This is a genomic window from Caulobacter sp. GW821-FHT11E10 (assembly GCF_058808375.1).
The window spans coordinates 138,838-163,271 of the sequence record NZ_JBXARP010000010.1 but is presented as its reverse complement, the minus strand read 5'-3'; the positions used below and the strand labels follow the sequence as shown (position 1 = coordinate 163,271).

Annotated in this window: 21 protein-coding genes and 1 pseudogene; 9 read left to right on the top strand and 13 right to left on the bottom strand. The window is 67.9% G+C overall.

Annotation, left to right across the window (positions count from 1 at the left end):
- The 5 genes and pseudogenes from AC1RRV_RS20915 to AC1RRV_RS20895 form a co-directional block, all read right to left on the bottom strand.
- Entirely contained in the window at positions 1-1,389 is a 1,389-nt protein-coding gene (locus AC1RRV_RS20915) for an L-serine ammonia-lyase (RefSeq protein WP_492861576.1), read from the bottom strand.
- Positions 1,390-1,478: 89 nt separating this feature from the next.
- Entirely contained in the window at positions 1,479-3,134 is a 1,656-nt protein-coding gene (locus tag AC1RRV_RS20910; protein WP_492861575.1) for a M28 family metallopeptidase, read from the bottom strand.
- Between the two features lie 122 nt (positions 3,135-3,256).
- A complete protein-coding gene (locus tag AC1RRV_RS20905) occupies positions 3,257-4,483 on the bottom strand; it encodes an alanine racemase (RefSeq protein ID WP_492861574.1) in 1,227 nt (408 codons plus the stop codon).
- Positions 4,484-4,495: 12 nt separating this feature from the next.
- A pseudogene (locus AC1RRV_RS20900) lies at positions 4,496-4,574 on the bottom strand (hypothetical protein); the annotation flags it as partial.
- Between the two features lie 18 nt (positions 4,575-4,592).
- Positions 4,593-5,570 carry a threonine ammonia-lyase gene (locus AC1RRV_RS20895; RefSeq protein WP_492861573.1) on the bottom strand — a complete coding sequence of 326 codons (978 nt, stop codon included), beginning with the start codon at positions 5,568-5,570 and terminating at the stop codon, positions 4,593-4,595.
- A gap of 146 nt (positions 5,571-5,716) precedes the next feature.
- On the opposite strand from AC1RRV_RS20895, the gene AC1RRV_RS20890 reads away from it, so the two are divergent.
- The 3 genes from AC1RRV_RS20890 (at position 5,717) to AC1RRV_RS20880 (ending at position 9,603) form a co-directional block, all read left to right on the top strand.
- Positions 5,717-6,325, top strand: a complete 609-nt coding sequence (locus AC1RRV_RS20890) for an acyloxyacyl hydrolase (RefSeq protein WP_492861572.1) — start codon at positions 5,717-5,719, stop codon at positions 6,323-6,325.
- Between the two features lie 123 nt (positions 6,326-6,448).
- On the top strand, positions 6,449-7,735 hold the full coding sequence (locus AC1RRV_RS20885) for an adenylosuccinate synthase (protein ID WP_492861571.1): 1,287 nt from the start codon (positions 6,449-6,451) through the stop codon (positions 7,733-7,735).
- A 149-nt stretch (positions 7,736-7,884) separates the two neighbouring features.
- Positions 7,885-9,603, top strand: a complete 1,719-nt coding sequence (locus AC1RRV_RS20880) for an ATP-binding protein (protein ID WP_492861570.1) — start codon at positions 7,885-7,887, stop codon at positions 9,601-9,603.
- On the opposite strand, the gene AC1RRV_RS20875 is transcribed toward AC1RRV_RS20880, so the two are convergent.
- Positions 9,600-11,318 (bottom strand): S41 family peptidase, encoded by a 1,719-nt coding sequence (locus AC1RRV_RS20875; RefSeq protein ID WP_492861569.1) that lies wholly within the window; start codon positions 11,316-11,318, stop codon positions 9,600-9,602. The two genes, AC1RRV_RS20880 and AC1RRV_RS20875, sit on opposite strands and share 4 nt — an antisense overlap.
- Positions 11,319-11,568: 250 nt before the next feature.
- On the opposite strand from AC1RRV_RS20875, the gene AC1RRV_RS20870 reads away from it, so the two are divergent.
- Together AC1RRV_RS20870 and AC1RRV_RS20865 are read left to right on the top strand one after the other, a co-directional pair.
- On the top strand, positions 11,569-12,660 hold the full coding sequence (locus AC1RRV_RS20870) for a hypothetical protein (protein ID WP_492861680.1): 1,092 nt from the start codon (positions 11,569-11,571) through the stop codon (positions 12,658-12,660).
- A 99-nt stretch (positions 12,661-12,759) separates the two neighbouring features.
- Positions 12,760-13,560, top strand: a complete 801-nt coding sequence (locus AC1RRV_RS20865) for a response regulator (protein WP_492861568.1) — start codon at positions 12,760-12,762, stop codon at positions 13,558-13,560.
- 86 nt (positions 13,561-13,646) lie between these two features.
- Here the strand turns inward: AC1RRV_RS20865 and AC1RRV_RS20860 are convergent, their stop codons facing one another.
- The 4 genes from AC1RRV_RS20860 to AC1RRV_RS20845 all read right to left on the bottom strand — a co-directional run bounded on the left by AC1RRV_RS20860 (position 13,647) and on the right by AC1RRV_RS20845 (position 18,041).
- A complete protein-coding gene (locus AC1RRV_RS20860; protein WP_492861567.1) occupies positions 13,647-15,947 on the bottom strand; it encodes a TonB-dependent receptor plug domain-containing protein in 2,301 nt (766 codons plus the stop codon).
- A 128-nt stretch (positions 15,948-16,075) separates the two neighbouring features.
- Positions 16,076-16,801, bottom strand: a complete 726-nt coding sequence (locus AC1RRV_RS20855; protein WP_492861566.1) for an alpha/beta fold hydrolase — start codon at positions 16,799-16,801, stop codon at positions 16,076-16,078.
- A gap of 241 nt (positions 16,802-17,042) precedes the next feature.
- A complete protein-coding gene (rpoH, locus tag AC1RRV_RS20850; protein ID WP_492861565.1) occupies positions 17,043-17,930 on the bottom strand; it encodes an RNA polymerase sigma factor RpoH in 888 nt (295 codons plus the stop codon).
- Positions 17,931-17,936: 6 nt separating this feature from the next.
- Positions 17,937-18,041, bottom strand: coding sequence for a hypothetical protein (locus tag AC1RRV_RS20845; protein ID WP_492861564.1), 105 nt, complete (start codon positions 18,039-18,041; stop codon positions 17,937-17,939).
- 108 nt (positions 18,042-18,149) lie between these two features.
- Between AC1RRV_RS20845 and AC1RRV_RS20840 the strand changes: the two genes are divergently transcribed.
- The 4 genes from AC1RRV_RS20840 to AC1RRV_RS20825 all read left to right on the top strand — a co-directional run bounded on the left by AC1RRV_RS20840 (position 18,150) and on the right by AC1RRV_RS20825 (position 21,776).
- Complete coding sequence (locus AC1RRV_RS20840) at positions 18,150-18,515, top strand: phage holin family protein (RefSeq protein ID WP_492861563.1); 366 nt, start codon at positions 18,150-18,152, stop codon at positions 18,513-18,515.
- 67 nt (positions 18,516-18,582) lie between these two features.
- Positions 18,583-19,107, top strand: coding sequence for a VOC family protein (locus AC1RRV_RS20835; RefSeq protein ID WP_492861562.1), 525 nt, complete (start codon positions 18,583-18,585; stop codon positions 19,105-19,107).
- The gene (locus AC1RRV_RS20830) at positions 19,107-19,742 is read left to right on the top strand and encodes a carboxymuconolactone decarboxylase family protein (protein WP_492861561.1); all 636 of its coding nucleotides are present in this window, start codon (positions 19,107-19,109) and stop codon (positions 19,740-19,742) included. Before AC1RRV_RS20835 ends, AC1RRV_RS20830 begins: the two co-directional genes overlap by 1 nt.
- 159 nt (positions 19,743-19,901) lie before the next feature.
- On the top strand, positions 19,902-21,776 hold the full coding sequence (locus tag AC1RRV_RS20825) for a putative bifunctional diguanylate cyclase/phosphodiesterase (protein WP_492861560.1): 1,875 nt from the start codon (positions 19,902-19,904) through the stop codon (positions 21,774-21,776).
- On the opposite strand, the gene AC1RRV_RS20820 is transcribed toward AC1RRV_RS20825, so the two are convergent.
- Genes AC1RRV_RS20820 through AC1RRV_RS20810 form a run of 3 tightly spaced genes read right to left on the bottom strand, consistent with a single transcriptional unit; the run spans position 21,773 to position 24,378 of the window.
- On the bottom strand, positions 21,773-22,801 hold the full coding sequence (locus tag AC1RRV_RS20820) for a threonine aldolase family protein (protein WP_492861559.1): 1,029 nt from the start codon (positions 22,799-22,801) through the stop codon (positions 21,773-21,775). The two genes, AC1RRV_RS20825 and AC1RRV_RS20820, sit on opposite strands and share 4 nt — an antisense overlap.
- A gap of 7 nt (positions 22,802-22,808) precedes the next feature.
- Positions 22,809-23,216, bottom strand: coding sequence for a GFA family protein (locus AC1RRV_RS20815; protein WP_492861558.1), 408 nt, complete (start codon positions 23,214-23,216; stop codon positions 22,809-22,811).
- Positions 23,217-23,238: 22 nt separating this feature from the next.
- Entirely contained in the window at positions 23,239-24,378 is a 1,140-nt protein-coding gene (locus tag AC1RRV_RS20810; protein ID WP_492861557.1) for an epoxide hydrolase family protein, read from the bottom strand.
- Positions 24,379-24,434: the final 56 nt, after the last annotated feature.

Genomic DNA, 24,434 nt, shown 5'->3' with positions numbered 1-24,434 from the left:
TCAGCACTCCACCCGGTTGACCGAGAGGCCCACCGCCAGGCCGCCCATCGAGGTCTCCTTGTAGATCTCGTTCATGTCCTCGCCGGTGCGCTTCATCGTGGCGATGACCTTGTCGAGGGACACGCTGTGCTGGCCGTCGCCCAGCAATGCCAGGCGCGCGGCGTCGATGGCCTTGATGGCCCCCATGGCGTTGCGTTCGATGCAGGGGATCTGCACCAGCCCGCCGATCGGATCGCAGGTGAGGCCCAGATTGTGCTCCATGCCGATCTCGGCGGCATTCTCGATCTGGGCGTTGGTCCCCCCCAGCGCCGCCGCGAGACCGGCGGCGGCCATCGAGCAGGCCACGCCCACCTCGCCCTGGCAGCCGACTTCCGCGCCGGAGATCGAGGCGTTGCGCTTGTAGAGCGCGCCGATGGCGGCGGCGGTCAGCAGGAAGACGCGGATCTGCGCGGGCGTCCCCTTGTGGAAGCGCACGAAGAACCGCAGCACGGCCGGGACCAGGCCCGCCGCGCCGTTGGTCGGGGCGGTGACGACGCGACCACCGGCGGCGTTCTCCTCGTTGACCGCCATGGCCCACAGGTTGACGAAGTCCATGGCCGCCAGCGGGTCGCTCATCTGGCGCTCCATCCGGCCCAGGATGGTCTGATGGATCTGGCGGGCGCGGCGCTTGACGGCCAGACCGCCGGGCAGGACGCCGTCCTGGCGCATGCCCCGATCGATGCAGGCCTCCATGGCTTCGAAGATGCGGTCGAGGCCGGCGTTCATCTCCCCTTCGGTCATTCGCGCCAGCTCGTTGGCGGCCATGATCTCGGCGATGGTCAGGCCCGCCGTTTCGGCGCGCCGCAGCAGATCGTCGCCGCTCTCGAACGGGAAGGGGATGGCGGGGCCGTCCTCGGGCGGAGCGTTGCTGCCCATCTCTCGCTCGTCGCGGACGAAGCCGCCGCCGATCGAGAAATAGGTGCGTTCAGCAAGGGTCTCGCCGGCCTTGTCGAAGGCGGTGAAGGTCAGGCCGTTAGGATGCTGCGGCAGGCGCTCGTGGCCCAGCCAGACGATGTCGCGGGCCTCGTCGAAGACGATCGGGTGGTCGCCGCCCAGGCTTAGCGACTGGGTGGCCTGGGTCTCCAGCAGGGCCGCCTCGCCGGCGTCGGGATCCAGGTCGGCGGGCACGAAGCCCATCAGGCCCAGGATCACGGCGCGGTCGGTGGCGTGGCCCCGGCCGGTCAGGGCCAGAGAGGCGTAGAGCTTGGTCTCGACCCGGGCGACGGCGGCCAGCGTGCCGGCCTCGCGCAGCCGCCGGATGAACAGCCCCGCGGCCGTCATCGGCCCCATGGTGTGGCTGCTCGACGGGCCGACGCCGAGTTTGAAGAGGTCGAAGACGGAGGCGGTCATGCACAAACTCCCGCTCATCCCCGCGAAAGCGGGGACCCAAGCGGCGATCCAGAATGGGTCCCCGCTTTCGCGGGGATGAGCGATGGTTGTTACTTCCGCTGCGCGGCGGTCTTGTCGCGCAGGGCCTTGAACTCCGAGCCCGCCTGCCACTTCGGCCAGACGCGCGAATTGGCGAGGTCGGCGCCGATCTCGTAGACGAGGCCCAGGTCCATGGCCTGGCCGCTGAGATCCCAGTCCGCCGACCATTCGTCGGCCGGCTGGTGGTAGCGCTTGTCGGTATAGTCGGCCTCGGCCTTCTCGCCGGCTTCCTTGCCGCCCTTGTAGAGGTCGTTGCCCGAGCCGATCGAGATCGCCGGCACGCCGCGCTTGGCGAAGGGGAAGTGGTCCGAGCGGTAGAAGTGACCGGCCTGCGGAGCCGGATCGGGCGTGAAGTAGCGGCCGTGCAGCTTGGCCTTGGCGACCAGCATGTCCTGCAGGTCGACCTTGCCGTCGCCCGAGGTGCCGATGTCCTTGGCCGGACCGGCGGCCGACAGGGCGTCGATATTGATGTCGCCGACGGTGGTGGCCAGCGGGAACAGCGGGTTGGCGCCGTAGTATTCCGAGCCCAGCAGGCCCTTTTCCTCGGCGGTCACGGCCAGGAACAGGATCGAGCGCTGCGGGGCGGGCTTGGACTTGAACGCGCGGGCCAACTCCAGGATGCCGGCGATGCCGTCGGCGTTGTCGACCGCGCCGTTGTAGATCTTGTCGCCCTTGGCGTCCGGCGCGCCGACGCCCAGGTGGTCCCAGTGGCCGCTGTAGATCACGGTCTCGTTCGGGAACTTGGTCCCGACGATGCGGCCGGCGATGTTCTTGGAGACGATGGTCTCGTGCTTGACCTTGTAGTCGGCCGAGAAGGTCGCGCCGTTCAGCACCACGGGCTTGAAGTCGCGGCTCTGGGCCTGCTTCTTCAGGGCGTCGAAGTCGAGGCCGGCCTTCTTGAACAGCTCGACGGCGACGTCGCGCTGGATCCAGGATTCCAGCGCCGGATGCTGCTTGGCCGGTTCCTTGCGGACGATGTCGAACATCACGTTGGTGTTGGAGTTCTTGACCGTGTTCCAGCCGTACGAGGCCGGGGCCGTCTCGTGGACGATCATCACGCCGGCGGCGCCCAGGCGGGCGGCCTCTTCGTACTTGTAGGTCCAGCGGCCGTAATAGGTCATGGCCTTGCCGCCGAAGTCACCAGAGCCGGTCTCGAAGTCCGGATCGTTGATCAGCACGACCAGGATCTTGCCCTTCACGTCCAGGCCCTTGAAGTCGTCCCAGTTGCGCTCCGGAGCCTTGACGCCGTAGCCGACGAAGACGATGGGCGCGTTCTTGATCGAGACGGCGTCGACATTGGTCATGGCCGCGCGGACGGCGATCTGGTCGCCTTGCGCCAGGGTCATGTGGTCGCCGCCGACCATGACGTGGGCGCTGACCGGGCCCTCGATCTGGAACTTGCCCAGCGGCACGTCCTGGGTCCAGGCGCGCTTGCCGTCCTTTTGGACATCGCCGGCGGGCGAGAGGCCGATGGCCTTCATCTGGCCGACGATATAGGCGACGGCCTTCTTCTCGCCCTCGGTGGCGGGACCGCGGCCCTCGAATTCGTCCGAGGACAGGACCTTGATATGGGCCGACAGCTTGGCGGGGTCGATCTTGGGCGCATCCGCGGCCTGGGCCAGCATGGGCGCGGCGAGAAGGGCGGTAGCGAGCAGCAGGCGTTTCATCTCTGGCCCTCTTTCGGAGCAAATCTTGTCGTTGGCGCGGACCCTAGTGGGGCTTTGCGGGCGTGGCTAGGTGGTCCGTCGGGCTTTCGGCGAACGGTAGCGATACCGCGACGAACTGGAGGTCAGGTCGAGACCCGCCGCCCATCCACCGCCCATCGCTCCAGCCGCTCGCCGTCCCAGACGTGCAGGGCGTCATAGAGGTTGATGGTCGGGTCGCAGTGGCCCGGCTGCAGCCAGACGAGGTCGCCGTTCCGGGGCGCGTCGGCCGGGGTGTCGCGAGACGGGTCGGCGTCGGCGGCGGCCACGGCCTTGTCGAAGCCGAGGGGATCGCGGCCGCCGGCCTTCAGCACGTCGATCAAGGCGGGGTGGGCGATCATGCCGTGCTCGTCGCCCATGGGGCGCCAGAGCGAGCCGGGCGCGGCGCCGGCGATCACGCGCGCCGGCGGGCCGTCCATCGACATGGCCTTGAAGCCGGCGTCGACGGTGACGTGGCTCTTGTGATTGGCCGAGACCACGGTGGCGGCGACGAACAACGATGGCTCGAACGGCCAGTCGCCGCCGCCGGGCGCTCCGCACACGTCGTACTCGACGTCCATCACCGCGTAGGAGCCGGCCTGGAGCTCGGTGAACACGCCCGAGGCCAGGTCGAAAGCGTGGGTGCCGGTGCCGCCGCCGGTGACGACGCCGGGCGGCAAGCCGGCGGCGGTCAGCTCGGCGACCAGGGCCTTGAGGGTGGCGAAGGCGGCCTCGTCGGCGCTCTTGCGCAGGTCCCCGTCGTCGAGATGCTGCAGGTGGCCGAGATAGGCCTGGATCCCGGCGAACCTCAGGCCCGGCGAGGCGTCGGCGGCGCGGGCCAGCTTCAGGGCGTCCTTGGGGTAGGCGCCGGCGCGGTGGGTGCCGAGGTCGAGGTCGACGACCAGGTCCAGCACGGTCCCGGCCGCGACGGCCGCATCCGACAGCCGATCGATCTGGCCCTCGTCATCGGCGACGGCGCCGACCTTGGCGCCGGACGCGGCCAGGGCGGCGAGGCGGGCGGCGCCCCAGGGCGGGGAAGGGGCGGTGACCAGGACGTCGGTGATCCCGCCGGCCACATAGGCCTCGGCCTCGCCGACGGTCTGGCAGCACAGGCCCACCGCGCCGCTTTCGACGATCAGCCGGCCCAGGGTCGAGCACTTGTGGGTCTTGCCGTGGGCGCGCAGCCGGACGCCGGCGGCGTCGCAGAGCGCTTGCATCCTGGCGATGTTGCGGTCGAGCGCGACGCGGTCGACGACGAGGAGGGGCGTTTGGGGGAGGGCGGCGGCGGGCGGCAGGTTCACGTCAGGTCTTCCCCTTACTTTTCTATTCGTCATCCCGGGCGGCGAAGCCGACCCGGGACCCAGTGGCCAAGCGCAGCGCCGCTGCCCCTGGGTCCCGGCTCTCCGCTTCGCTGCGGCCGGGATGACGAGAATTTTGGTAGTCTCAGATCTCGCCCCGCAGCACCTGCGCGAACAATCCCGGATCGACATTGCCTCCTGAGAGGACAATCGCCACCGTTTTTCCCGCTACATCGATCTTGCCGGTCAGGGCCGCGGTCAGCGCCACGCAGCCGCCGGGTTCGACCACCAGCTTCAGGGTCGAAAAGGCGTAGCGCATCGCCTCGGCCACCTCGGCGTCGGTCACGGCCACGATGCCCGAGAGGGTCTTGCTGTTGATCGGCCAGGTCAGTTCGCCGGGGATCGGGGTCAGCAGGGCGTCGCAGATTGAGCGGGCATCCTTGTCGATGGTCTCGCGGTCGCCGGAGAGCATCGAGCGGCGGGTCTCGTCGAAACCGACGGGCTCGGCGCCCCAGACCTCGGTGGACGGGGAGAGGCCCTTCACCGCCGTCGAAGTCCCGGCGATCAGGCCGCCGCCGCCGACGGGCGAGAGCACGCGGTCCAACTCGACGCCCAGAGCACGCGCCTGCTCGACGATCTCAAGGCCCAGCGTGCCCTGGCCGGCGATGATGTGCGGGTCGTCATAGGACGGCACGACCACGCAGCCGCGCTCGGCGGCGATCTGGTCGGCGATGGCGACGCGATCCTCGGTGAAGCGGTCGTAGAAGCGGATCTCGGCCCCGAAGCCCTTGGTCCCCGCGACCTTCACGGCCGGCGAGTCCGACGGCATGACGATCAGGGCCGGAATGCCCAGCAGCTTGGCGGCCAGGGCCACGCCCTGGGCGTGGTTGCCGGACGAGAAGGCCACGACGCCGCGCGTCTTCTCTTCGTCGCTCAGCTGGCTCAGGCGGTTGTAGGCGCCGCGGAACTTGAAAGCCCCGGCCCGTTGCAGGGTCTCGGGCTTGAGGAAGATCCGCCCGCCCAGGCGCTCGTTCAGCGCGGGGCTTTCGATCAGCGGCGTCTCGACGGCCAGGCCCTTCAGGCGTCCGGCGGCGGCTTGGATATCGGGGAGGGAGATGGTCATGGCGGAGATTTAGGGCGTGCGGCGCGGCTTTTGAAGCATCACATCCGACGCGGCGCCCCCTGTTCAGGGGGCGAGCGCGCGAAACGCTTTGCGCCACTCACGGTTCGAGCCATAAAAAGCCAAGGGCTCATGTTCAGGACGACTTCATGAAAATCGCCATGCTCGCCGCCGCGGCTGTTGTCGCGCTGGGTTTCGCCGCGCCCGCTATGGCCGGCGAGGTCTTCGTCGGCGTCTACAAGCACGACGTGACGTTCATCGGCGAGGCCGTCGGCCTGGGCGCTGCCGGTCGCGAGGACGGCTTCGACGTCCACCTCGGCTACCGCACCGCGCGCCTCGAGAACCTGCGCTGGCTGGGCAAGCCCCAGGTCCACACCATGGTCTCGATCAACAGCAAGAACACCTCGAACTTCGTGGCGGTCGGCTTCGACTGGAAGATCGACCTGGGCCGGGAGGGCGGCTTCTACCTGCGCCCCGGCATGGGCCTGGCCTATACCGACGGCGAGGCCGGCCTGCCGCCCGCCAACGCGCCCGGCCTGACCCAGGCCGAACGCGATCGCCGCACCTGGCTCTACTACAACCGCATCGATTTCGGCTCGAAGGTGCTGTTCGAGCCGGAGCTGGCCTTGGGCTATCAGGTCAGCGATCGGGTGTCGGTCGAACTGAGCTACACCCACCTGTCGAACGGCCAGATCTTCCACCAGGGAAAGAACCAAGGGCTTGACGACGCGGGGGTCCGGCTGGTTTACGCCTTCTGACTTCGCGATGAGCCGATTTGACGGTTCTCGTGTCGCCGCCCACAACTGACTAAACGTCCGCAGCCGAGTCCTGTCGAAGGGCCGCGTGACGTCACCGGGCAGGTGACAAGGCATATCTCTACCATGGCCAATGTGACCGTCGTCGGCGCCCAGTGGGGCGATGAAGGCAAGGGCAAGATCGTCGACTGGCTCAGCAACCGAGCCGATGTCGTCGTGCGCTTCCAGGGCGGCCACAACGCCGGCCATACGCTGGTGGTGGACGGCAAGGTCTACAAGCTGGCCCTGCTGCCGTCGGGTGTCGTCCAGGGCAAGCTGTCGGTGATCGGCAACGGCGTCGTCGTCGATCCGTGGCACCTGCTGGGCGAGATCGACAAGATCGCCGACCAGGGCGTGGCCATCACGCCCGAGCTGCTGATCCTGGCCGATAACGCCTGCCTGATCCTGCCGCTGCACCGCGACCTGGATCAGGCCCGCGAGGCCGCCTCGACCCAGAAGATCGGCACCACTGGCCGCGGCATCGGCCCGGCCTATGAAGACAAGGTCGGCCGTCGCGCCATCCGCGTCGCCGACCTCGCCGATCCGGAGGCCCTGAAGCCCAAGATCGAGCGACTCCTGAGCCACCACGGCGCTCTGCGGCGCGGCCTGAACCTGCCGGAAGCGAGCGCGCAGGAGCTGTACGACGCCCTGATGGAACTGGCGCCGCGCATCCTGCCTTACGCCCAGCCGGCGTGGCGGGTGCTGGACCAGGCCCACAAGGCCGGCCGCCGCATCCTGTTCGAAGGCGCGCAAGGCTCGCTGCTGGACGTCGACCACGGCACCTATCCGTTCGTGACCTCTTCCAATACGGCGGCGGGCCAGGCCTCGGCCGGCTCGGGCATGGGCCCCTCGGCGACCGGCTTCGTGCTGGGCATCGTCAAGGCCTACACCACCCGCGTGGGCGAGGGCCCGTTCCCGGCCGAGCTGTTCGACGACGTGGGCAAGCACTTGTCGACCGTCGGCCGTGAAGTCGGCGTCAACACCGGCCGCGCCCGTCGCTGCGGCTGGTTCGACTCGGTGCTGGTGCGCCAGTCGGTGGCCATCAACGGCATCCACGGCGTGGCCCTGACCAAGCTGGACGTGCTGGACGGCCTGAAGACCCTGAAGATCTGCGTCGGCTACAAGATCGGCGACAAGGTCGTCGACTACCTGCCGGCCGGCCTGCGCGACCAGGCCGCCGCCACGCCGATCTACGAGGAAATCGAGGGCTGGACGGACAGCACCGCCGGCGCTCGCTCGTTCAAGGACCTCAACGCCCAGGCCATCAAGTACGTGCGCCGCGTCGAGGAACTGATCGGCGCCCCGGTGGCGCTGTTGTCGACCAGCCCCGAGCGCGACGACACCATCCTGATGCGCGACCCCTTCCTGGGCTGATCCTTTTTCCAGGCCGACCTGACGGCGCCGCGACCCCATTCCCGGGACGCGGCGCCCAAAAAAGGTGCGACAACCGGTCGCACGGTAAATGGCTTGTGAACCTTGTTCAGCGAAGCTCCGCCCCAAATTCACCCGCGAAAGGGCGGCGAGTGGGGCTCCGGGACTTTCTGGATGACGGGCTGGAGGGCGCGACGCTGGCCATGAGCCGGCGCAGCCGTTCGGCGCGTTGGGCGGTCACGGGCCTCGTCAGCGGCCTGATCATCGCCCATTTCGGCTGGCTGCCAAGCCTGATCTGGCTGGGCGTCAACATCGTGCTGGAAGGCTGGCTGCTATACTTGCAGGCCTGGTTCCAGCCCAAGACCGAGGGGCGCACCTCGCTCTTCCTCCGCCTGGGGCCGGCGGCCGCCTTCAGTGTCACCTGGTCGATCATGGCGGGCCTGAGCTGGGCCTACGGCGAGCCGGCGATGAAGTTCGCCGCCCTGTTGATGTTGTTCGGCCTGATCGTCGAAAGCGTGAAATACGCCGCCCTCAGCCGCGCCGCCCTCCTGGCCCTGGCGCCGCCGCCGTTCATCGCCCTGATGCTGGCGCCGCTGATCGCCGGTGGTTTCAAGGGTTGGGAGTTCGGGGTGGCCTTGGTCACCCTGGCGGGCCTGTTGTTCTACATGCTGGACGCCGCGCGTCTGCTGCGCTCCAACGCCGTCGCCCTGGAGAAGGCCCAGGTCGAGGCCCAGGAGGCGAGCCGCGCCAAGTCGGCCTTCCTGGCGATGATGAGCCACGAGCTGCGTACGCCGATGAACGGGGTCCTGGGCCTGGCCCACGCCCTGCGCGGCACCCGCCTCGACACGCGCCAGGCCGAGTACCTGGAGATGATCGAGCAATCGGGCCACGGCCTGATGACCATTCTCAACGACATCCTGGACCTGTCGAAGATCGAGGCCGGTAAGCTGGAGCTGGAGGTCGCGCCGTTCGACATCCGCAAGCTGGCCGCCCAGATCCGCCTGGTGTGGAGCGAGACCGCCCGTCTGAAGGGCGTGAGCCTGACGCTGGACGTCGATCCCGCCACGCCCGCCTGGCTGTCCGGCGACGCGGCGCGGGTGCGCCAGATCCTGATGAACCTGGTGTCCAACGCCCTGAAGTTCACCGAGAGCGGCGGCGTCGTCATCCGCGTCGGCCCGCACGCGGACGGTGTCGTGCTGACCGTGACGGACTCTGGCGTGGGCATGAGCCAGGAGCAGATCGGACGCCTGTTCATGCCGTTCGCCCAGGGCGACCGGTCGACCGCCCGGCGGTTCGGCGGCACGGGCCTGGGGCTGGCCATCTGCCGTCAGTTGGCCGAGATGATGGACGGCGAGGTGTCGGTCGAGAGCCTGCCCGGTGAGGGCTCGAGCTTCGCCGTGCGCCTGGCCATGACCCCGGCCACGGCGCCGAGCGCCTACGCCGTCGAGGGACCGATCCTGGACCTGAACGGCGTGCGGGTGCTGGTCGTCGACGACAATGCGATCAACCAGATGGTGGCGCGCGCGATCCTCGAGGCCGCCGGCGTATCGGTGGCCACGGTGGGCGACGGCCATACGGCCCTGGCCCGCCTGCGGATCGAAGACTTCGACATGGTGCTGATGGACGTCCACATGCCGGGGATGGACGGCGTCGAGGCCGTGCGTCGCATCCGCGCCGGCGAGGGCGGCCGGGTCGACCTGCCGGTCGTGGCCCTGACCGCCGACGCCATGGTCGGCGACGCCGAGCGCCTGCTGTCCCAGGGCTTCGACGACGCCCACCCCAAGCCGATCCAGCCCGCCGGCCTGCTCGCCACCGTGGCGGGGCTGCGACGGGTCATGCCGCAGCCTGAACGCAAGCGGGCTGTCGGCTAGGTTTCGCCCAGAGCCAGGGCGACGCCGCGATCCAGGACCTCGTCACGCCCGGCGCGGACGCCGGCCAGGGTCGGTTCGAGCGGAACGGTAGGGATGATCCCCACGCCATGGTGCGTCGAGCCGTCCTGCTTGCGCACGCGCATGCCCGTGAACACTACCGAATAGCCGCCGGGTAGCAGGATCGCGTTGATGTTGCCGTTGGTGCCTGCCGTGGGGCCGCCGACGATCGGGCCCAAGCGCGCGCCTTCGAACACCCCGGCCCAACTCTCGGCGTAGCTTATCGAGCCGCCGCCCGTCAGTAGGACCATGCGGCCGGTAAGGCGCGGCGTCTTGGGCGGTAACACCCAGCCCTTATTCTCGTGGATCACGCTTCGACGATCGGGCGCGGTGACGACGGGAAGCTCGAACAAGGCCGAACGCAGCGTCTGCTCGCTGAGATGGGACAGGAGCTTGATAGCCGGTCCCGAGGGGTAGCCGCGGTCGTCCAGCACGATCCCCTTGGCGGCCGTCAACTGGTCCATTCGGTCGGTCATGTCTTGATCGGTGACGCGGGCCAGATCCACATAGACGACGCCCGGTACGGGTTCGGAGAAGTTGGCGCGAGCCAGCCTGGGGTTCAGTTTGAACGCGTCCGCGCGCGCGACCGGAGTCAACTCGACCTTGAATGTTTGTCCGTCGGGGGCTTCGCCCTCCAGCACGGCTGGGGCGCCCTCAGGGCGGTCCTGCAGTAGCTGCAGGGCCTTGAACCGCAGCCACTGCGGTGTGGCCGAACAGATCCCAGCGTTTAATTCGGCGATCCGCTGGCGCACATCAACACCGTCGATCCGGGAGATCACGCAACCAATCGCCAAGCCGGGCGCGCCGCTCTCAGGCAGTGCGGTGACCACCAGGCGGTTCTCGATTATGTCCCAGCTGATCGGCAGGGCGGCCTTGGGCGTGTGGTGATAGACGTTGCCATGCCCGTCATGGATCGCCGCCACCATGCGCGCCAGGGTCTCGTGGAAGGCCCGCGCGTCCTTGTCGACGGCGGCCGCGCGCAGACTCTTGGCCAGCTCGGCGTCCCAGTCGCAGTTGACCACGTCGAAGTAGGGGTAGAATTGCCGCAGAACACCCCAGGCGATCATCACGTCAGCGAGACGCACCTTGCGGTCGGCGCCCGAAAACGCATTCAACGGCGCGGGAGACTGAGGCTTGGCGTCCAGGTCGAGGCTGTAAGTGGTCGTGGGCATCGCGGCGGCCACCCCGCCACCCAGGTCAAGACGCAGGACGACAGGTTTGCCGTCTGGGAGGGGCGTTCGCTGGCTGGAGTAGATTCGCGCGCTCGGGTTGAGGCCGACACCGCGGTGGGTCCACATCACCAGCGCGCCGCCCGGAATCGGGAGGGGCGGATTGGCCCGCGGCGCCTTGCCCGCGAGGTGGACGGTCATGGTGGGGGCGACTGATCGGAACGCCGCCTCCAGTCGGGTCACCAGTTCGGCCGGATCATGGGCGGCTTCGATCGGAGCCACATTGGCGATGACGAAGCTGTTCCAGTCCGTGGCCGCCGCCTCGTCGCTGGGGTGAAAGAACCGGACATAGGCGACGAGGCGCGCGAAGGCCTCCAGGTTGGCGACGCCGCGGTCCGACAAGGCTCGCGGTGCGACGGCGGGCTCAGCGGCGGCGGCCGACGCGGCCACCGCGATCGGCAAGGCGGTAATGATCTCACGGCGATTCATGGGAGTTTCCTCTCGCGCCCCGACCCCAGCTTCACTTGGAGAACGGCGTTCGGGCGGAATTGTGACGCTTGACACCCTTGGGTAGAGTTTTGCGTACCCACTTTCGGTTGCGTCCGGCCCGAAGATCGCCGTTCGGTTAGCGATTGCTTAGCAGGCGGCGCCGTAAAACGCCGGTCCGTACTCAGGGGATTCCGTGTCAGCACTCGCGCGCCGCCGCCAGCCGAAGCCGGTCAACAAGGCCGACCGCGTGATGCGCAGCCTGCGCGCCCTGGAGCGCACGGCCTCGACCAGCCGCGTCCTGAACTTGCTGGCCATCGAGGCCGAGGGCGGCCATCGGCCTGAATATGCCGAGGCTCCGCTGTTCCGGAACCGCGTGCTCAACACCGCCATCATCCTCAAGCACCGGCTGCGCAACGACGACATCTATCTGTTCGACGAGGCCAAGCCGACCGCGACCAAGATCATCATTCCGTTCGATCGTAGGGACCTGGGCCTGGGTGGCCAGTCGGTGTTCGTGGGTCAGCGCGGCTGGGCCGACCTGGTCGTCGAGGCCTGCAACGCCTCGGGCGATATGTCCCGCGACATCGGCACCCTTCGCCTGATCGACGCCCTGCCGTCGCTGGACCCCTTCCTGCTGCGCGAGCACCTGCGCCGCCACGGCCAGATGGTGGCCAACTGCTATTTCGCCCTGTCGTCAGCCGATCTGGAGACGATGCAGGGTTTCGTGACCATGGAGCTCTCCCGGCTGATCGAGCTGGCCTACCAAGGCTCGCGCGGCGTCGGCCGCACCCACACCGCGCGCCTGGTCGAGGCTTTGCTGTCGACCGATGTGGACGAGCGGCTGGAGCCTCTGCGCCAGACCCTGGTCATGGAAGGCGAGAGCTTCAAGGAGGGCGTCTTCAGCTGGAAGGGCTTCCTCTATTACAAATGGATGCTGACCAAGCAGTGGCCGCAGCTGACCACGGTGAGCCAGGAGATCGGTCGGTTGACCGTCACCGGCAATCGCGACGGCGAGACCGCCCGCTATGTCGACGAGGCCCGCCGGCGCCTGCAGGGCGCGGTGCTGTTCGAGCGCTCGGCGATCATGCGGACGCTCAAGGTCTATGACGACGCGTTCGAGGACCTGATCGACAACGGACGGCCCCAAGCCTTCCGCGACTTCCTGCTGCGCGCGCCCGAGATGTTTCTGTCGCTGGGCGAGCGCGTCGGGGTCATCTCGCACATTTCCAGCTACTGGCGGTACCGCTTCCCGCCGGGCGTTCAGCTGACCCTCGACGTCGAGGAGGCCATCGACATCCTGCAGGATTTCGAGTCCGGCCTGTCGATGCCTCTCACCAACTGACCCTGACAAACTGACGCGGTTAATGCCTCCGCCTTATCAAGCGGATTTTTACGATCTGGGCCTAGTGATCAACGACTAGTCTTTAGGAGCCACGCGTCCGTGTTCGACGGGAACGTCCGCACAATTCAGAGAGTCGCCGCCAAGGTGCAGCGGATTCTGGTCATTGACCCGAATCCCGCGACCGCACGGCTGCTGGCCGACCAGATGCGTCCGCTGGGCGCGCAGCTCTTCGCCGCGCCCTCCAGCGAGAAGGGCTACGCGATGGCCCGCGCGACGGATCCGCAGCTGATCTTCGTCGAGCACACCACCGATGGCGTGGACGGCCTGGCCTTCACCCGCAAGATTCGCCGCAGCGACCTGATCTGCCGCGAGGCGCCGATCATCATGTGCACCGCCGAAGCCACCGCCGAGGCCATCTTCGGCGCGCGTGACGCCGGCGTGCACGAGTTCATGCGCAAGCCCTTCAACATCAAGGACCTGGAGCGCCGCCTCGAGGCCGTGACCTTGAAGCCGCGCGACTGGATCGAGGCCGTGGCCTATGTCGGTCCCGACCGCCGCCGTTTCAACTCGGCCGACTACAAGGGGCCGCGCAAGCGCAAGGCCGACGCGACCGGCACGCCCGCCGCCCGTCTCTCGCAGGCGCTGCGCATCGTCAAATCCGCCGCCCAGGCCCTGGACATCGATCCGAACCAGGCCCGCCGCGCCCTGGCCGCCCAGGCCGTGGAGCTGAAGCGCGTGGGCGAGACCGTCAAGGACGCCCGCCTGGTCCAGGCCGCGGAAGCCCTGGCGACCTGCACGAGCGCCGATCTGGCCGGACAGGTCGGGCGCGCCGAACTGGTCAAGCGCATCGACGCCCTGCTGGGCTTCATGGCGGTCGAGGAAACCGGACGCGCGGCTTAATTTGATCCTCCCCCGCTGGGGGAGCATCCACGAAAAAGGCGGCGTCCTCGCGGGCGCCGCCTTCGTCGTTTCGAACCCGAGTTTCCCTAGAACGCCATGCGGGCGATCAGCTGGAACACCGGGCCAGCCTTTTCCCGCTCCAGCTCATACTCGTCGAAGTCACGCGCGCGCTGGTTGGCGATGGTGGTGAACTTGTCGAAGGTCTCCTTCTTGTCGGAGTCCAGCAGGTTCGAGCCGGTCAGGCGGATCACCGTGTTCTTGCCGATCCGCTTCTCGATGAAGGCTTCCAGGTCGCCGCCATAGGTGGTGGTGACTTCCTCGCCGACCACGCGGCTGTAGGCCTCGCCCTGCTTGCGGTAGGTGACGCCGAACGAGGCGGCGACGGTCGGGATGTCCTGGATGAAGCCGATGTTGAACACCGACTCCGCCTGGCTGTTGAAGCGGCGCTTGCCGAACTCGTCGCTGACCTTGGAGTCCAGGTACGAGTAGTTCAGGAACACGCCGGTATTATCCATGCCGATGAACGACAGGGGCGTGGAGAGGTCGAACTCGACGCCATAGACCTTGCCGTCGCCGGTGTTGCGGGCCGAGTAGACCCAGGCGATGTCGTTCGGCGGATCATCGGCCGAGCCGCGGACATTGGTGTTGTAGAGCTCGATCAGGTCCTTGATGTCGCGGTAGAACAGATTGACCCCGAACACGCCGTCACGACCCATGCGGTGCTCGTAGCCGACGTCCAGGCCCCAGGCCTTTTCCGGATCGATGTTCGGGTTGCCCACGAAGTCGTTGGAGCCCAGCTCTTCCTCCAGCAGCACCGGCGACAGGTGCTGGAAGCTGGGGCGGCGCACCGTGCGGGCCACCGAGGCGTAGACCTGGTCGGCGCCGGTGACGTTGTAGCGCAGCGAGGCCGAGGGCAGCAGGACGGCGTAGTCCTTGTCGGTGGTCGAGCGCAGGACGACGTCCTGAACCGTGACGTCGGTGGTCTCGTAACGCAGGCCCGCTTCCCACTTCAGGCCGTCCGAGCGGCCCGAAAGCATGACGTACGGGTCGATGCGGGTCTGCTCCAGACGCGCCTTGCCAACGATGTCGAACGGCTTGTAGGCGGGCGGACTGGCCGACGGCAGGTTGTAGCGGTTGCGTGGAACCTCGCTGACGCGGTTGTTGCGGCGCTTGGTTTCGTACTGCACGCCGAACTCAAGGTCGGTCCCGCCGGCCAGCTCACGCTTGTGCTCCAGCTTGGCGGTGGCCTCGTCGTCCGATACGCGGGTCTTGGCGCGGTCGCCGGTGAAGCGGTCACCGTCCGGGAACGGCGTGGTGTCGCGCAGATATTCGGTCTCGTACTCGAACTCATACTCGTCGGCCTGGAAGGCCGCGTAGCCCAGCTTGATGCTGGTCACGCCGCCGGCCATCGGGAACTTGAACTTGCCGTTCAGCGAGTAGCTGTCCTGCTGGATGTCGACGTCGTTGTCGTTGATCGTCGACAGGTTCGGCGTGGTCTCGATGCCCCTGTTGTACTCGATCGAGTCTTCGTTCTGGTAGCGGTCGGTGTGGACGTAGAAGCCGTTCACCGACAGCTGGCCGTCGCCGACCGGCACGTCGTAGGCGATGTTGAACGAGCTGTCCGTGCCGTTGCGGACATCGGTCTGGATCTCGTTATTGGCCAGCGCGCCGCCCGGCTTGTCATAGCGCAGGCTGAGCTTTTCCTTCGGGTTGCGGCGGCCTTGGATGTTGGCGCCGACCAGCAGGCGGCCCGGGCCGACCTGGCCGCCCCAGACCGCGCCGATCACTTCACGCACGCGCTTGTCGTCGAAGCGCAAGGCGCCGATGCGGACATAGCCGCCGTCCAGGGCCAGGGCGTCGCGCAGCACGATGTTCAGGGCCCCGGCCACGGCGTCGCCGCTGCGGTTGGCGCTGTTGCTGCGGACGATCTCGATGTGGTCGATCAGCTCGGCCGGGATGCGGTCCACGAAGAAGGCCTGGTCGGCACCGTTGCCGAACGACCCCGAGCTGGAGCCCGAGCCGGGCACCTTCTCGCCGTTGATCAGGATCTGGGTGTAGGCGGGGTCCAGGCCACGCAGGCGCACGCCGTCGGATTCCAGCACGTCCGACAGGAACGAGACGCTGGGCACGCGCTTCAGCGCGTCGCCGACGGTCAGCGGCTCGAAGCGCTGGAAATAGTCGAGGCCGTAGTCGAGGACCGGCGCGGCCGACTCGGTGCGGTTGCGGTAGGCGATCTTGGCCTGGACCACGACTTCCGACGCCAGGGTCGGTTCGTCATTGGTAGCGATCGGCGCGTCAGCTGGCGTGGTTTCTGGCGCGGCGGTGGCGGCCGTGGCCAGAGCCAGCGGCGCGAGCGCCGCCAGCGCGAAGAGCATGGTCTTCTTCATTGATATCCCCTTGTTGTGCCGCGCGCGTTTTGAGCAGGCGCGCTTGGTCAGCCCGGGGGTCGGCATAGTTTCGCGAAGCGATGTTTCGCTGACAGTTTTGTCTCAGTTTTGTGGCGCGTCGCGTCGGCTCAGCGTTTGCCGGCCGGTCTGCCCAGCCAATGCCGCAGGGCCCCGTTGACCGGGCCGGGCGCTTCCATCGGCGCCATGTGGCCGGTGTCGGGGATCACCAGCAGGTGCGAACAGCCGATCGCCTTGGCCATTGCGCGGTGGCCGGGCGCGGGGGTGATCTGGTCGTTCTCGCCGACGATGATGACCAGCGGCACGCGCAGCGCCCGCAGCGCGGCCTCGCCGTCCCCGCGCGCCAGGCTGTTCTGGCGCAGGAAGACCTCGCGGCCAAGGCGCTGGGTCATGTCGACGATGCGGGTGGTCAGGTCGGTGTCGGCGAGACGGGACGCGTCGACATAGGACTTCATGATCGCCTGGCCGATCCCCAGGAAGGTCCCGCCCTTGGCCGCGGCCTTGTTCAGCGCCTTGCGCTGGGCGGCGCGCTCGGGGGTGTCGACGCGGATCGAGGTGTCCAGCAGGGCCAGGCGCTCGATGCGCTCGGGCGCTATGCGGGCGATCTCCTGGGCCACGTAGCCGCCCATCGAAAAGCCGGCCAGGGCGAAGGTCGGCTCGGCTTGGGCGAGGACGCTTTCGGCCATCTCGCGCAGGGTGGCGTAGGGGGTGAGGTCGGGGACCCAGGGGCGGGCGACATCGGCCAGGCCGCTGACCTGGTCGCGCCACAGCTCGGCGTCGTTGAGCAGGCCGGGCAGCAGGATCAGCTGGGGGAGGGGGGACATGGCGTCGGTCATCACGAAGCTCATAGCACCATAAAAAGCTGCGTCATTCCCGCCCTTGTGGCGGGAACCCCTCCATCCGCCGCAGGTGCGGGAGGGGCGAACCGCTGGCGGTTCGCTTGCGTCTCACGGGTCAACTGAACCAGGGGTTCCCGCCACAAGGGCGGGAATGACGGTGAGAAAAGGAGTGGGCGCTCGAAACAAAAAGGGGCGCTCGAAAGCGCCCCTCTCCATCTCACGCAGGTGAGCTCAAGCCCTACGCATCCACCATGTTCTTGGCGATGGCCGCCTCGCGCATGGTCTTCTGCAGCTTTTCGAACGCCCGGACCTCGATCTGGCGCACGCGCTCGCGGCTGACGCCGTACTGGGCGGCCAGTTCTTCCAGGGTGGTCGGGTCGTCCTTCAGCCGGCGCTCGGTCAGGATGTGACGTTCGCGGTCGGTCAGCTCGACCATGGCCTCTTCCAGAAGACCCATCCGCAGGGACTTCTCTTCATTCTCGGCGACCACGGTCTCTTGCGACACCTGGTCGTCGTCGGCCAGCCAGTCCTGCCACTCGCTCTCGCCGTCGGCGCGCAGAGGCGCGTTCAGCGAGGCGTCAGGGCCCGACAGGCGGCGGTTCATCGAGATGACCTCGCTATCCAGCACGCCCAGCTTGGTGGCGATGTAGCTGACCTGCTCGGGACGCAGGTCGCCGTCCTGGAAGGCGGCGATCTGGCTCTTGGCCTTGCGCAGGTTGAAGAACAGCTTCTTCTGCGCGGCGGTCGTGCCCATCTTCACCAGCGACCACGAGCGCAGGATGTATTCCTGGATCGAGGCGCGGATCCACCACATGGCGTAGGTGGCCAGGCGGAAGCCCTTGTCGGGCTCGAACTTCTTGACGGCCTGCATCAGGCCGACATTGCCCTCGGAGATCACCTCGCCGATCGGCAGGCCGTAGCCGCGATAGCCCATGGCGATCTTGGCCACGAGACGCAGGTGCGACGTCACCATCTTGTGGGCGGCTTCGGAGTCCTGATGCTCTTTCCAACGCTGGGCGAGCATGAACTCCTCGTCCTTGGGCAGCATCGGGAACTTGCGGATCTCGGTGAGATAACGCGACAAGCCGCCGTCCGGCGACATCACCGATAGAGAATTCACGGCCATCTTACTTCATATCCCCTTGCGTGCGGATCCGCTCGCCAAGCACGCGCGATCATCCCCCACACGGAGGACTAGATAGTTCACGAAATCGCGGTTTGAAGGGCGGTAACGCATTTGTAATGTCCGAGTTGCCTGCTGGGATATTGTACGAATGCGGCGTCACTTTGATCTGACGCGCGATTGGGCCAGTCTCCATTCAAACCAAGAAGGGAGTCGCGCCGCGTGATCCGTTTCATTCTTCGTATCCTGATCGGCGCCGGCGGCCTGTGGCTGGCCGCGCGCATCGTTCCAGGCGTCACGGCCGATGGCTGGATGACCCTGATCATGGCCGGCTTCCTGTTGGGAATTGTCAACGCGGTCGTCCGACCCGTGGTCACGGTCCTGACCTTCCCGCTGACGATCGTGACCTTGGGTCTGTTCCTGTTGGTGGTGAACGCGGCGATGATCGGGATCGTGGACTGGTTCCTAGACGGCCTGAAGGTGCCGGGTCTGTGGGCCGGGATTCAGGTCGCGATCGTCACGGGGATCGTCAGCTGGTTCGGCCAGATCCTGCTGGGCGACGCCAGGAAGGCCAGGGAGCGCGACTAGGCGCCCCAACGGCACGCTGTACGCCCTCCGTCGTTGCGATAACCTCGGTCTCCAGGAGGAAGCCGAGATGAAGATCACCGGCGTCAATCACCTGGCCCTGGTCTGCCGCGACATGGCCGAGACCGTCAGGTTCTATACCGAGGTCCTGGAGATGCCGCTGGTGAAGACCGTGGCCCTGCCGGACGGCGGCCAGCACTTCTTCTTCGACTGCGGCGGCGGCTCGTGCCTGGCGTTCTTCTGGTGGCCGGAGACCCCGCCGGCCGCGCCGGGGATCGCCTCGGTGAAGGCGTTTCCCGCCGAGTCCAAGACCGCCGTCGGCTCGATGAACCACGTGGCCTTCACGGTCGACGAGGCGGACCTCGAGGCGTGTCTGGAGCGGTTGCAGGCGGCGGGCGTGCCGGCCTTTCCGGTGGTGGTCAATCACGACGACAGCGAGATGGGCGTCGCGCGCAAGCTGCATCCCGGCGTCTTTGTCCGCTCGGTCTATTTCACCGATCCCAACGGCATCATGATGGAGCTAGCCGCCTTCACCCGTGACTTCGGGCCCGACGACGTGCGGCACGCGCCGGCCGCCATGACCGTCGACGCCTGATGCCCCGCCTGCGCGAGATCCCCCGGGCCGAGGTGACCGACGAGCGGACGCTGAAGCTCTACGACCTGCTGTTTGGCGATCGCGATCCCGTGGCCGAGCCCGGCACGGATACGGGCACGCGCGGCGACTGGTGGACGGTGTTCGCGGGCAGTCCCGACGTCCTGCGCCACGCCGCCCAGGGCTTTGCCCTTTATCGCGACCCGGCCCGCAAGCTGGACCCGGTGCTACGCGAACTGGCCCAGACCCGGGCCGGCTGGACACGGGGCAGCCAGTTCGTGTTCTCCCAGCACTGCAAGTCGCTGCGTGGCCTTGGTGTGGCCGAGGACAAGATCGCCGCCGTGCCGCACTGGCAGGTCTCGGAGGTGTTCGACGCGAATGAACGCGCGGTGCTGGCCTATGCCGACGGCCTGGTGCTGGACGGCGGCCGCATCGCCGACGGGGTGTTCGCGGCGCTGAAAGCCTTCCTCAGCGACGAGCAGATCCTTGAGCTGACCTACATCACGTGCCTCTACGAGATGCACGCGGTGATGAGCCGGGCCCTGCGCACCGAGTTCGACGACCGTGACGAGGCGATCGTCGAGGTCGCCGCGCCCGAGCACTTCAAGGCTCGGGACTTCCTGGATACCGGGCGCTGAGCTTTCGCTTCTCTTGAAAGTAGACAAGCACAGTAAACCTCCCGGCAAACACTGTGACAGCGCCATGAAGTTTTCGCGAAATGATCTGTCGCAAGCGGAGCCATTAGCACGTCGTTAGTCGGGAAAATGGTCCCTCCCTCCGCGAGTGGAGGCGTAATCATGTTCACCCTGCGGGATACCGTGTCTTCCCTGACGCCAGCGCGTCAGGACGATCTGGGCAAGGCTCTGTACGAGCGGTTCCGTGAGGAGCCCGACACCTTGATCGTGCCCGTGCTGGACGATCAGGAACGCCCGATCGGCATCGTCGAGCGCAACGCCTTCTTCCTGCGCATGGCCGCCGAGTACGGCCGCGCCCTCTACGCCAACCGTCCGATCTCGACCCTGATGGACCGCGAGCCGCTGGTCGTTGACGCCAATACCGAGCTGGCCGAGTTCACCACCGACAGCCTGTCCTATCGCGCCTCGGATCTGCTGCGCGGCTTCATCGTCACCGAGAAGGAGCGCTATCTGGGCGTCGGTACGGTGCTGGGCCTGCTGCAGGCGAGCAATGAGACCAACCGGCGGGGCGTGGCCCAGATCGCGCGCCTGGCCCACTTCGATCCGCTGACCGAGCTGCCCAACCGGGTGCTGTTCCAGCAGCACCTGTCCGAGGCCCTGGCCCGGCGGGCGCGCAAGGGCGACCAGCTGGCGGTGCACTTCATCGACCTCGACCGCTTCAAGACCGTCAATGACACCCTGGGCCATCCGCTGGGCGACGCCCTGCTGCGCGAGGCCGCCGAGCGCCTGCGGGGCTGCGTCCGGGAGGGCGACACCGTAGCCCGCCTGGGTGGCGACGAGTTCGCCGTGGTCCAGACCGGTCTTTCCGACATGGGCGGCGCCACGCGTCTGGCTGGCCGTATCGTCGAGGCCATGGCCGCACCGTTCGACCTTCAGGGCCACCAGGTGGTGATCGGGGCCAGCGTCGGCGTGGCCGCCGCGCCCTCGGATGGCGAGGACGCAGACGAACTGCTGAAGAAGGCCGACATGGCCCTCTACCGCGCCAAGGCCGACGGTCGTGGGGCCTTCCACTTCTTCGAGCAGGCCATGGACGAGCAACTGCAGGCGCGCCGCGCGCTCGAACTCGACCTGCGCCGGGCGCTCCAGGCTGGTGAGTTCGAGCTGTTCTACCAGCCGCTCTACAATCTCGGCGACGAGCGGGTCACGGGCTGCGAGGCCTTGCTGCGCTGGCGCCATCCCGATCGCGGCATGGTCTCGCCGGCCGACTTCATTCCGCTGGCCGAGGAGATCGGCCTGATCATACCGCTCGGTGAGTGGGTGCTGCGCGCCGCCTGCGCCGAGGCCGCCCAATGGCCCGACCATGTGCGCCTGGCGGTGAACCTGTCACCGGCCCAGTTCCGCGACCGCGGCCTGGTGCGCACCGTCGTCTCGGCCCTGGCCGCCTCGGGCCTGCCGGCCCAGCGCCTGGAGCTGGAGATCACCGAGTCGGTCCTGCTGCAGGACAGCCAGGCCAACATGACCATGCTGCATGACCTGAAGGCGCTGGGCGTGCGCATCTCGATGGACGATTTCGGCACGGGCTACAGCTCGCTGAGCTACCTTCGCAGCTTCCCGTTCGACAAGATCAAGATCGACCAGACCTTCGTCCGCGACATTCTGGAAGACAGCGACGCCATGGCCATCATCAAGGCCGTGCTCGACCTGGGCTCGTCCATGGGCATCGTCACCACGGCCGAGGGCGTCGAGACCCTGGAGCAGCTGAACGCCCTGCGCGGCCAGGGCTGCGCCGAGATCCAGGGCTACTTCATCAGCCGCCCGGCCCCGGCCAGCGAGATCGCGCGGCTGCTGGGGATTACCGAGACGTCGGCGGCGGCGGAAGCGCTCGCGCCGGTTGTCAACTTCGCGCAGAGGAGCGTCGCCGCTGATCCTCCCCTCTCGGGGGAGGTGGCCCGGAGGGCCGGAGGGGGCAGCGCGGCGAATGCCGAGATGGCCCCCTCAGTCGCTTTGCGACAGCTCCCCCAACGGGGGAGCATCTAGCTCTGCGCCACCCGCTTGAGCGCCGCGCCGAGGTCCTCGACCATCTCCGGCGTCGTCGCCCAAGAGCACATGAAGCGCACCGTGCCGTCCAGGAACCGGTAGACGAACCAGCCCTCGCCGCGCAGGCGTTCAAGGGTGGGTTCGTCCATCTCGACGAAGATCCCGTTGGCCTCGACCGCGTGCTTGATCGGTAACGGCATCAGCGCGGCCAGTTTCCGGGCCATGGCGTTGGCGTGGGCCGCGCGCGCCGCCCACGGACCGGTCGATCCGTCTTCGCCCAGCAGGCCCAGCCACGGGGCGGCCAGGAAGCGGCCCTTGGAGATCAGCTGGCCGGCGTGCTTCAGCCGCGCATCCAGGCGGCGGGCATGGTCGGGATTCAGGAACACCACGGCCTCGGTCGGGGTGGAGCCGGCCTTGGTGCCGCCCATCACCAGGATGTCGACGCCCATCGTCCGGACGCTCTTCAGGTCGAAGCCGGCGGCGACGGCGTTGGCCAGGCGCGCGCCGTCCAGGTGGACGCCGTAGCCCTTGGCCTTCACCGGCGCGATCAGGCTGGCCAGATGCGCTTGTGAATAGACCGTGCCGTACTCGGTGGCGGTGGTCAGCGACAGAGCGTTGGCGGGCTGATTGTACGAGACCTCGGGCCGGGCCAGGGCCGCCTCCAGCGCCGAGAGCTCGATCTTTCCCGAAGCGCCCGGCAGGCCGATCAGGCCCACGCCCTGGCCGAAGAAGCCCGGCGCGCCGGTCTCATCGGTGCAGATATGGGCGTGCTCGTGGGCCAGCACCGCCTCGTGAGGCTGGGCCAGCAGGGTCAGGGCGAAGGCGTTGGCCGCCGTGCCCGAGGCGGTGAACCGCACCTCGGCGTCGGCGTCCAGCAAGGCGCGGATGCGGTCGGCGGCGGCCTTGCTGACGTGGTCGGTCCCATAGCCGGAGGCCGTCCCCGCATTGGCGGCGATCAGGGCCTCCATCACCTCGGGCATGGCGCCCGCTACGTTGTCGGAAGCGAAGTCGTAACGGGCGGCCATCAAGTCCTCAGCGCGGCGGATTCTCGGGGAAGGCCGGACGGCCAGGCTCGATCCGATGCCACGGCTGCGCCGCGCTCGTCCAGAGATGGATCTGCGGTTCGAGGAACGAAGGATCGTCCAGACTGCCGGCCTTGACCGGCAGGAAGGGCAGGGCGGCCTCCGACCACAGGGGCGTGCCGCAATCGCCGCAGAAGGCGCGCGAGACGTCCGCGCCGCTGCCGCCCGGACGGACATAGCGCTTGGGCTCGCCCTTGGTGACCGTGAAGCCGCCCGTCGGGGCCAGGGCGACGTAGTTCGGACCGCCGCCGGTCGAGTACTGGCACGCCCGGCAATGGCAGGCGCCCGAGCCCATCAGGTCCTGGGTGATCTCATAGCGGATGGCGCCGCACTGGCAGCCGCCTTCGAGCTTGGTCATGGCTTTCCTCTCCCGGCAGGCTTCAGGTCTGGCGAGCCCACGCCCGCACATCCTGCACGAAGAGCGCCGGTTCCTCCATCGCCGCGAAGTGACCGCCGCGCGGTTGGTCGGTCCAGCGGACGATGTTGTAGGCCCGGTCGGCCCAGGAGCGGGGCGGCGGGGTGTAGATGCTCTCGCCCGGGAAGTTGGCGAAGGCCGTCGGCGTCTCGCAGCGCTGGCCCGCCGCCAGCACCGGCCCGCCTTCCTCCAGCATGGCGCGGTAGTACCAGGCGCCCGTCGTGAAGCTGCCGGTCATCACGTACAGCATCAGGTTGGTCAGCAACTGGTCGCGCGTGAACACCTGCTCGAACGGCTTGCCCGACAGGTCGGCCCAGTCGTGGAAACGCTCCAGGATCCAGGCTGCTTGGCCGACCGGGTTGTTGGCGCCCAGCCACGCCACCGACTGCGGCTTGCTGGCTTGCAGGCGGAAATAGCCGCCATAGGCGTCCATGGCCGCGCCGAAGCCGGTGATCCAGGCGATCTCTTCCGGCGTCGTCGGCGGGCCGTGCGGGCGCAGGCCGATCATGTTGAGGTGGATGGCCTTCACGTGCGCGGCATGGTCCAGGCCCAGCCACGAGGTGACCAGACCGCCCCAGTCGCCGCCTTGGGCGAGGTAGGTCGGATAGCCAAGGACCTGCGTCATCAGCTTATCGAACAGCCGCGCGGTGGTCCGCTGGCCCAGCGGCCGCTTCGGCTTTCCCGAGAAGCCGAAGCCCGGCAGGGACGGGATCACCAGGTCGAAGGCGTCGGCCGGATCGCCGCCGTGGCGGGAGGGGAAGGCGAGGGGCTCGATCGCATCCCAGAACTCGAAATGGCTACCCGGCCAGCCGTGGCTGAGCAGCAGCGGGCGCTTGCCGTTCGCTTCGCCGACGACGTGGACGAAATGGATGTCGAGATCCTCGATCGTCGCCGTGAACTGCGGGAAGCGGTTGAGATTGGCCTGAGCGGCGTCGACGTCGAAGCCGTCGGTCCAGTAGGCGCAGATGTCCCGCAGAAAGTCCGCGTCGCAGCCATAGGACCAGCCGCCGCCCTCCGGCGCGGGCGGGAATTCGTAGGCGCCGACCTGGGCGAGGACCTTGTCGATCGCCTCACGGCTCCAGTTCACCTCGAACGGCGTCGGCATGGCGGGGCTCCCTCTTGTTGGGAGCAGCGTCAGTTGGGTGACGTGGCGGCGGTCAA

What these genes read in the sequence shown, in the direction of transcription:
- AC1RRV_RS20910 (WP_492861575.1), bottom strand. Translation starts at nt 3,134, where the DNA reads ATGAAACGCCTGCTGCTCGCTACCGCCCTTCTCGCCGCGCCCATGCTG.
- rpoH (WP_492861565.1), bottom strand. Translation starts at nt 17,930, where the DNA reads ATGGCCGTGAATTCTCTATCGGTGATGTCGCCGGACGGCGGCTTGTCG.
- AC1RRV_RS20820 (WP_492861559.1), bottom strand. Translation starts at nt 22,801, where the DNA reads ATGGCCGCCCGTTACGACTTCGCTTCCGACAACGTAGCGGGCGCCATG.
- AC1RRV_RS20860 (WP_492861567.1), bottom strand. Translation starts at nt 15,947, where the DNA reads ATGAAGAAGACCATGCTCTTCGCGCTGGCGGCGCTCGCGCCGCTGGCT.
- AC1RRV_RS20835 (WP_492861562.1), top strand. Translation starts at nt 18,583, where the DNA reads ATGAAGATCACCGGCGTCAATCACCTGGCCCTGGTCTGCCGCGACATG.
- AC1RRV_RS20890 (WP_492861572.1), top strand. Translation starts at nt 5,717, where the DNA reads ATGAAAATCGCCATGCTCGCCGCCGCGGCTGTTGTCGCGCTGGGTTTC.
- AC1RRV_RS20855 (WP_492861566.1), bottom strand. Translation starts at nt 16,801, where the DNA reads ATGACCGACGCCATGTCCCCCCTCCCCCAGCTGATCCTGCTGCCCGGC.
- AC1RRV_RS20810 (WP_492861557.1), bottom strand. Translation starts at nt 24,378, where the DNA reads ATGCCGACGCCGTTCGAGGTGAACTGGAGCCGTGAGGCGATCGACAAG.
- AC1RRV_RS20915 (WP_492861576.1), bottom strand. Translation starts at nt 1,389, where the DNA reads ATGACCGCCTCCGTCTTCGACCTCTTCAAACTCGGCGTCGGCCCGTCG.
- AC1RRV_RS20870 (WP_492861680.1), top strand. Translation starts at nt 11,569, where the DNA reads ATGCGCAGCCTGCGCGCCCTGGAGCGCACGGCCTCGACCAGCCGCGTC.
- AC1RRV_RS20830 (WP_492861561.1), top strand. Translation starts at nt 19,107, where the DNA reads ATGCCCCGCCTGCGCGAGATCCCCCGGGCCGAGGTGACCGACGAGCGG.
- AC1RRV_RS20895 (WP_492861573.1), bottom strand. Translation starts at nt 5,570, where the DNA reads ATGACCATCTCCCTCCCCGATATCCAAGCCGCCGCCGGACGCCTGAAG.
- AC1RRV_RS20845 (WP_492861564.1), bottom strand. Translation starts at nt 18,041, where the DNA reads ATGCGTTACCGCCCTTCAAACCGCGATTTCGTGAACTATCTAGTCCTC.
- AC1RRV_RS20885 (WP_492861571.1), top strand. Translation starts at nt 6,449, where the DNA reads ATGGCCAATGTGACCGTCGTCGGCGCCCAGTGGGGCGATGAAGGCAAG.
- AC1RRV_RS20875 (WP_492861569.1), bottom strand. Translation starts at nt 11,318, where the DNA reads ATGAATCGCCGTGAGATCATTACCGCCTTGCCGATCGCGGTGGCCGCG.
- AC1RRV_RS20905 (WP_492861574.1), bottom strand. Translation starts at nt 4,483, where the DNA reads ATGACGAATAGAAAAGTAAGGGGAAGACCTGACGTGAACCTGCCGCCC.
- AC1RRV_RS20825 (WP_492861560.1), top strand. Translation starts at nt 19,902, where the DNA reads ATGTTCACCCTGCGGGATACCGTGTCTTCCCTGACGCCAGCGCGTCAG.
- AC1RRV_RS20815 (WP_492861558.1), bottom strand. Translation starts at nt 23,216, where the DNA reads ATGACCAAGCTCGAAGGCGGCTGCCAGTGCGGCGCCATCCGCTATGAG.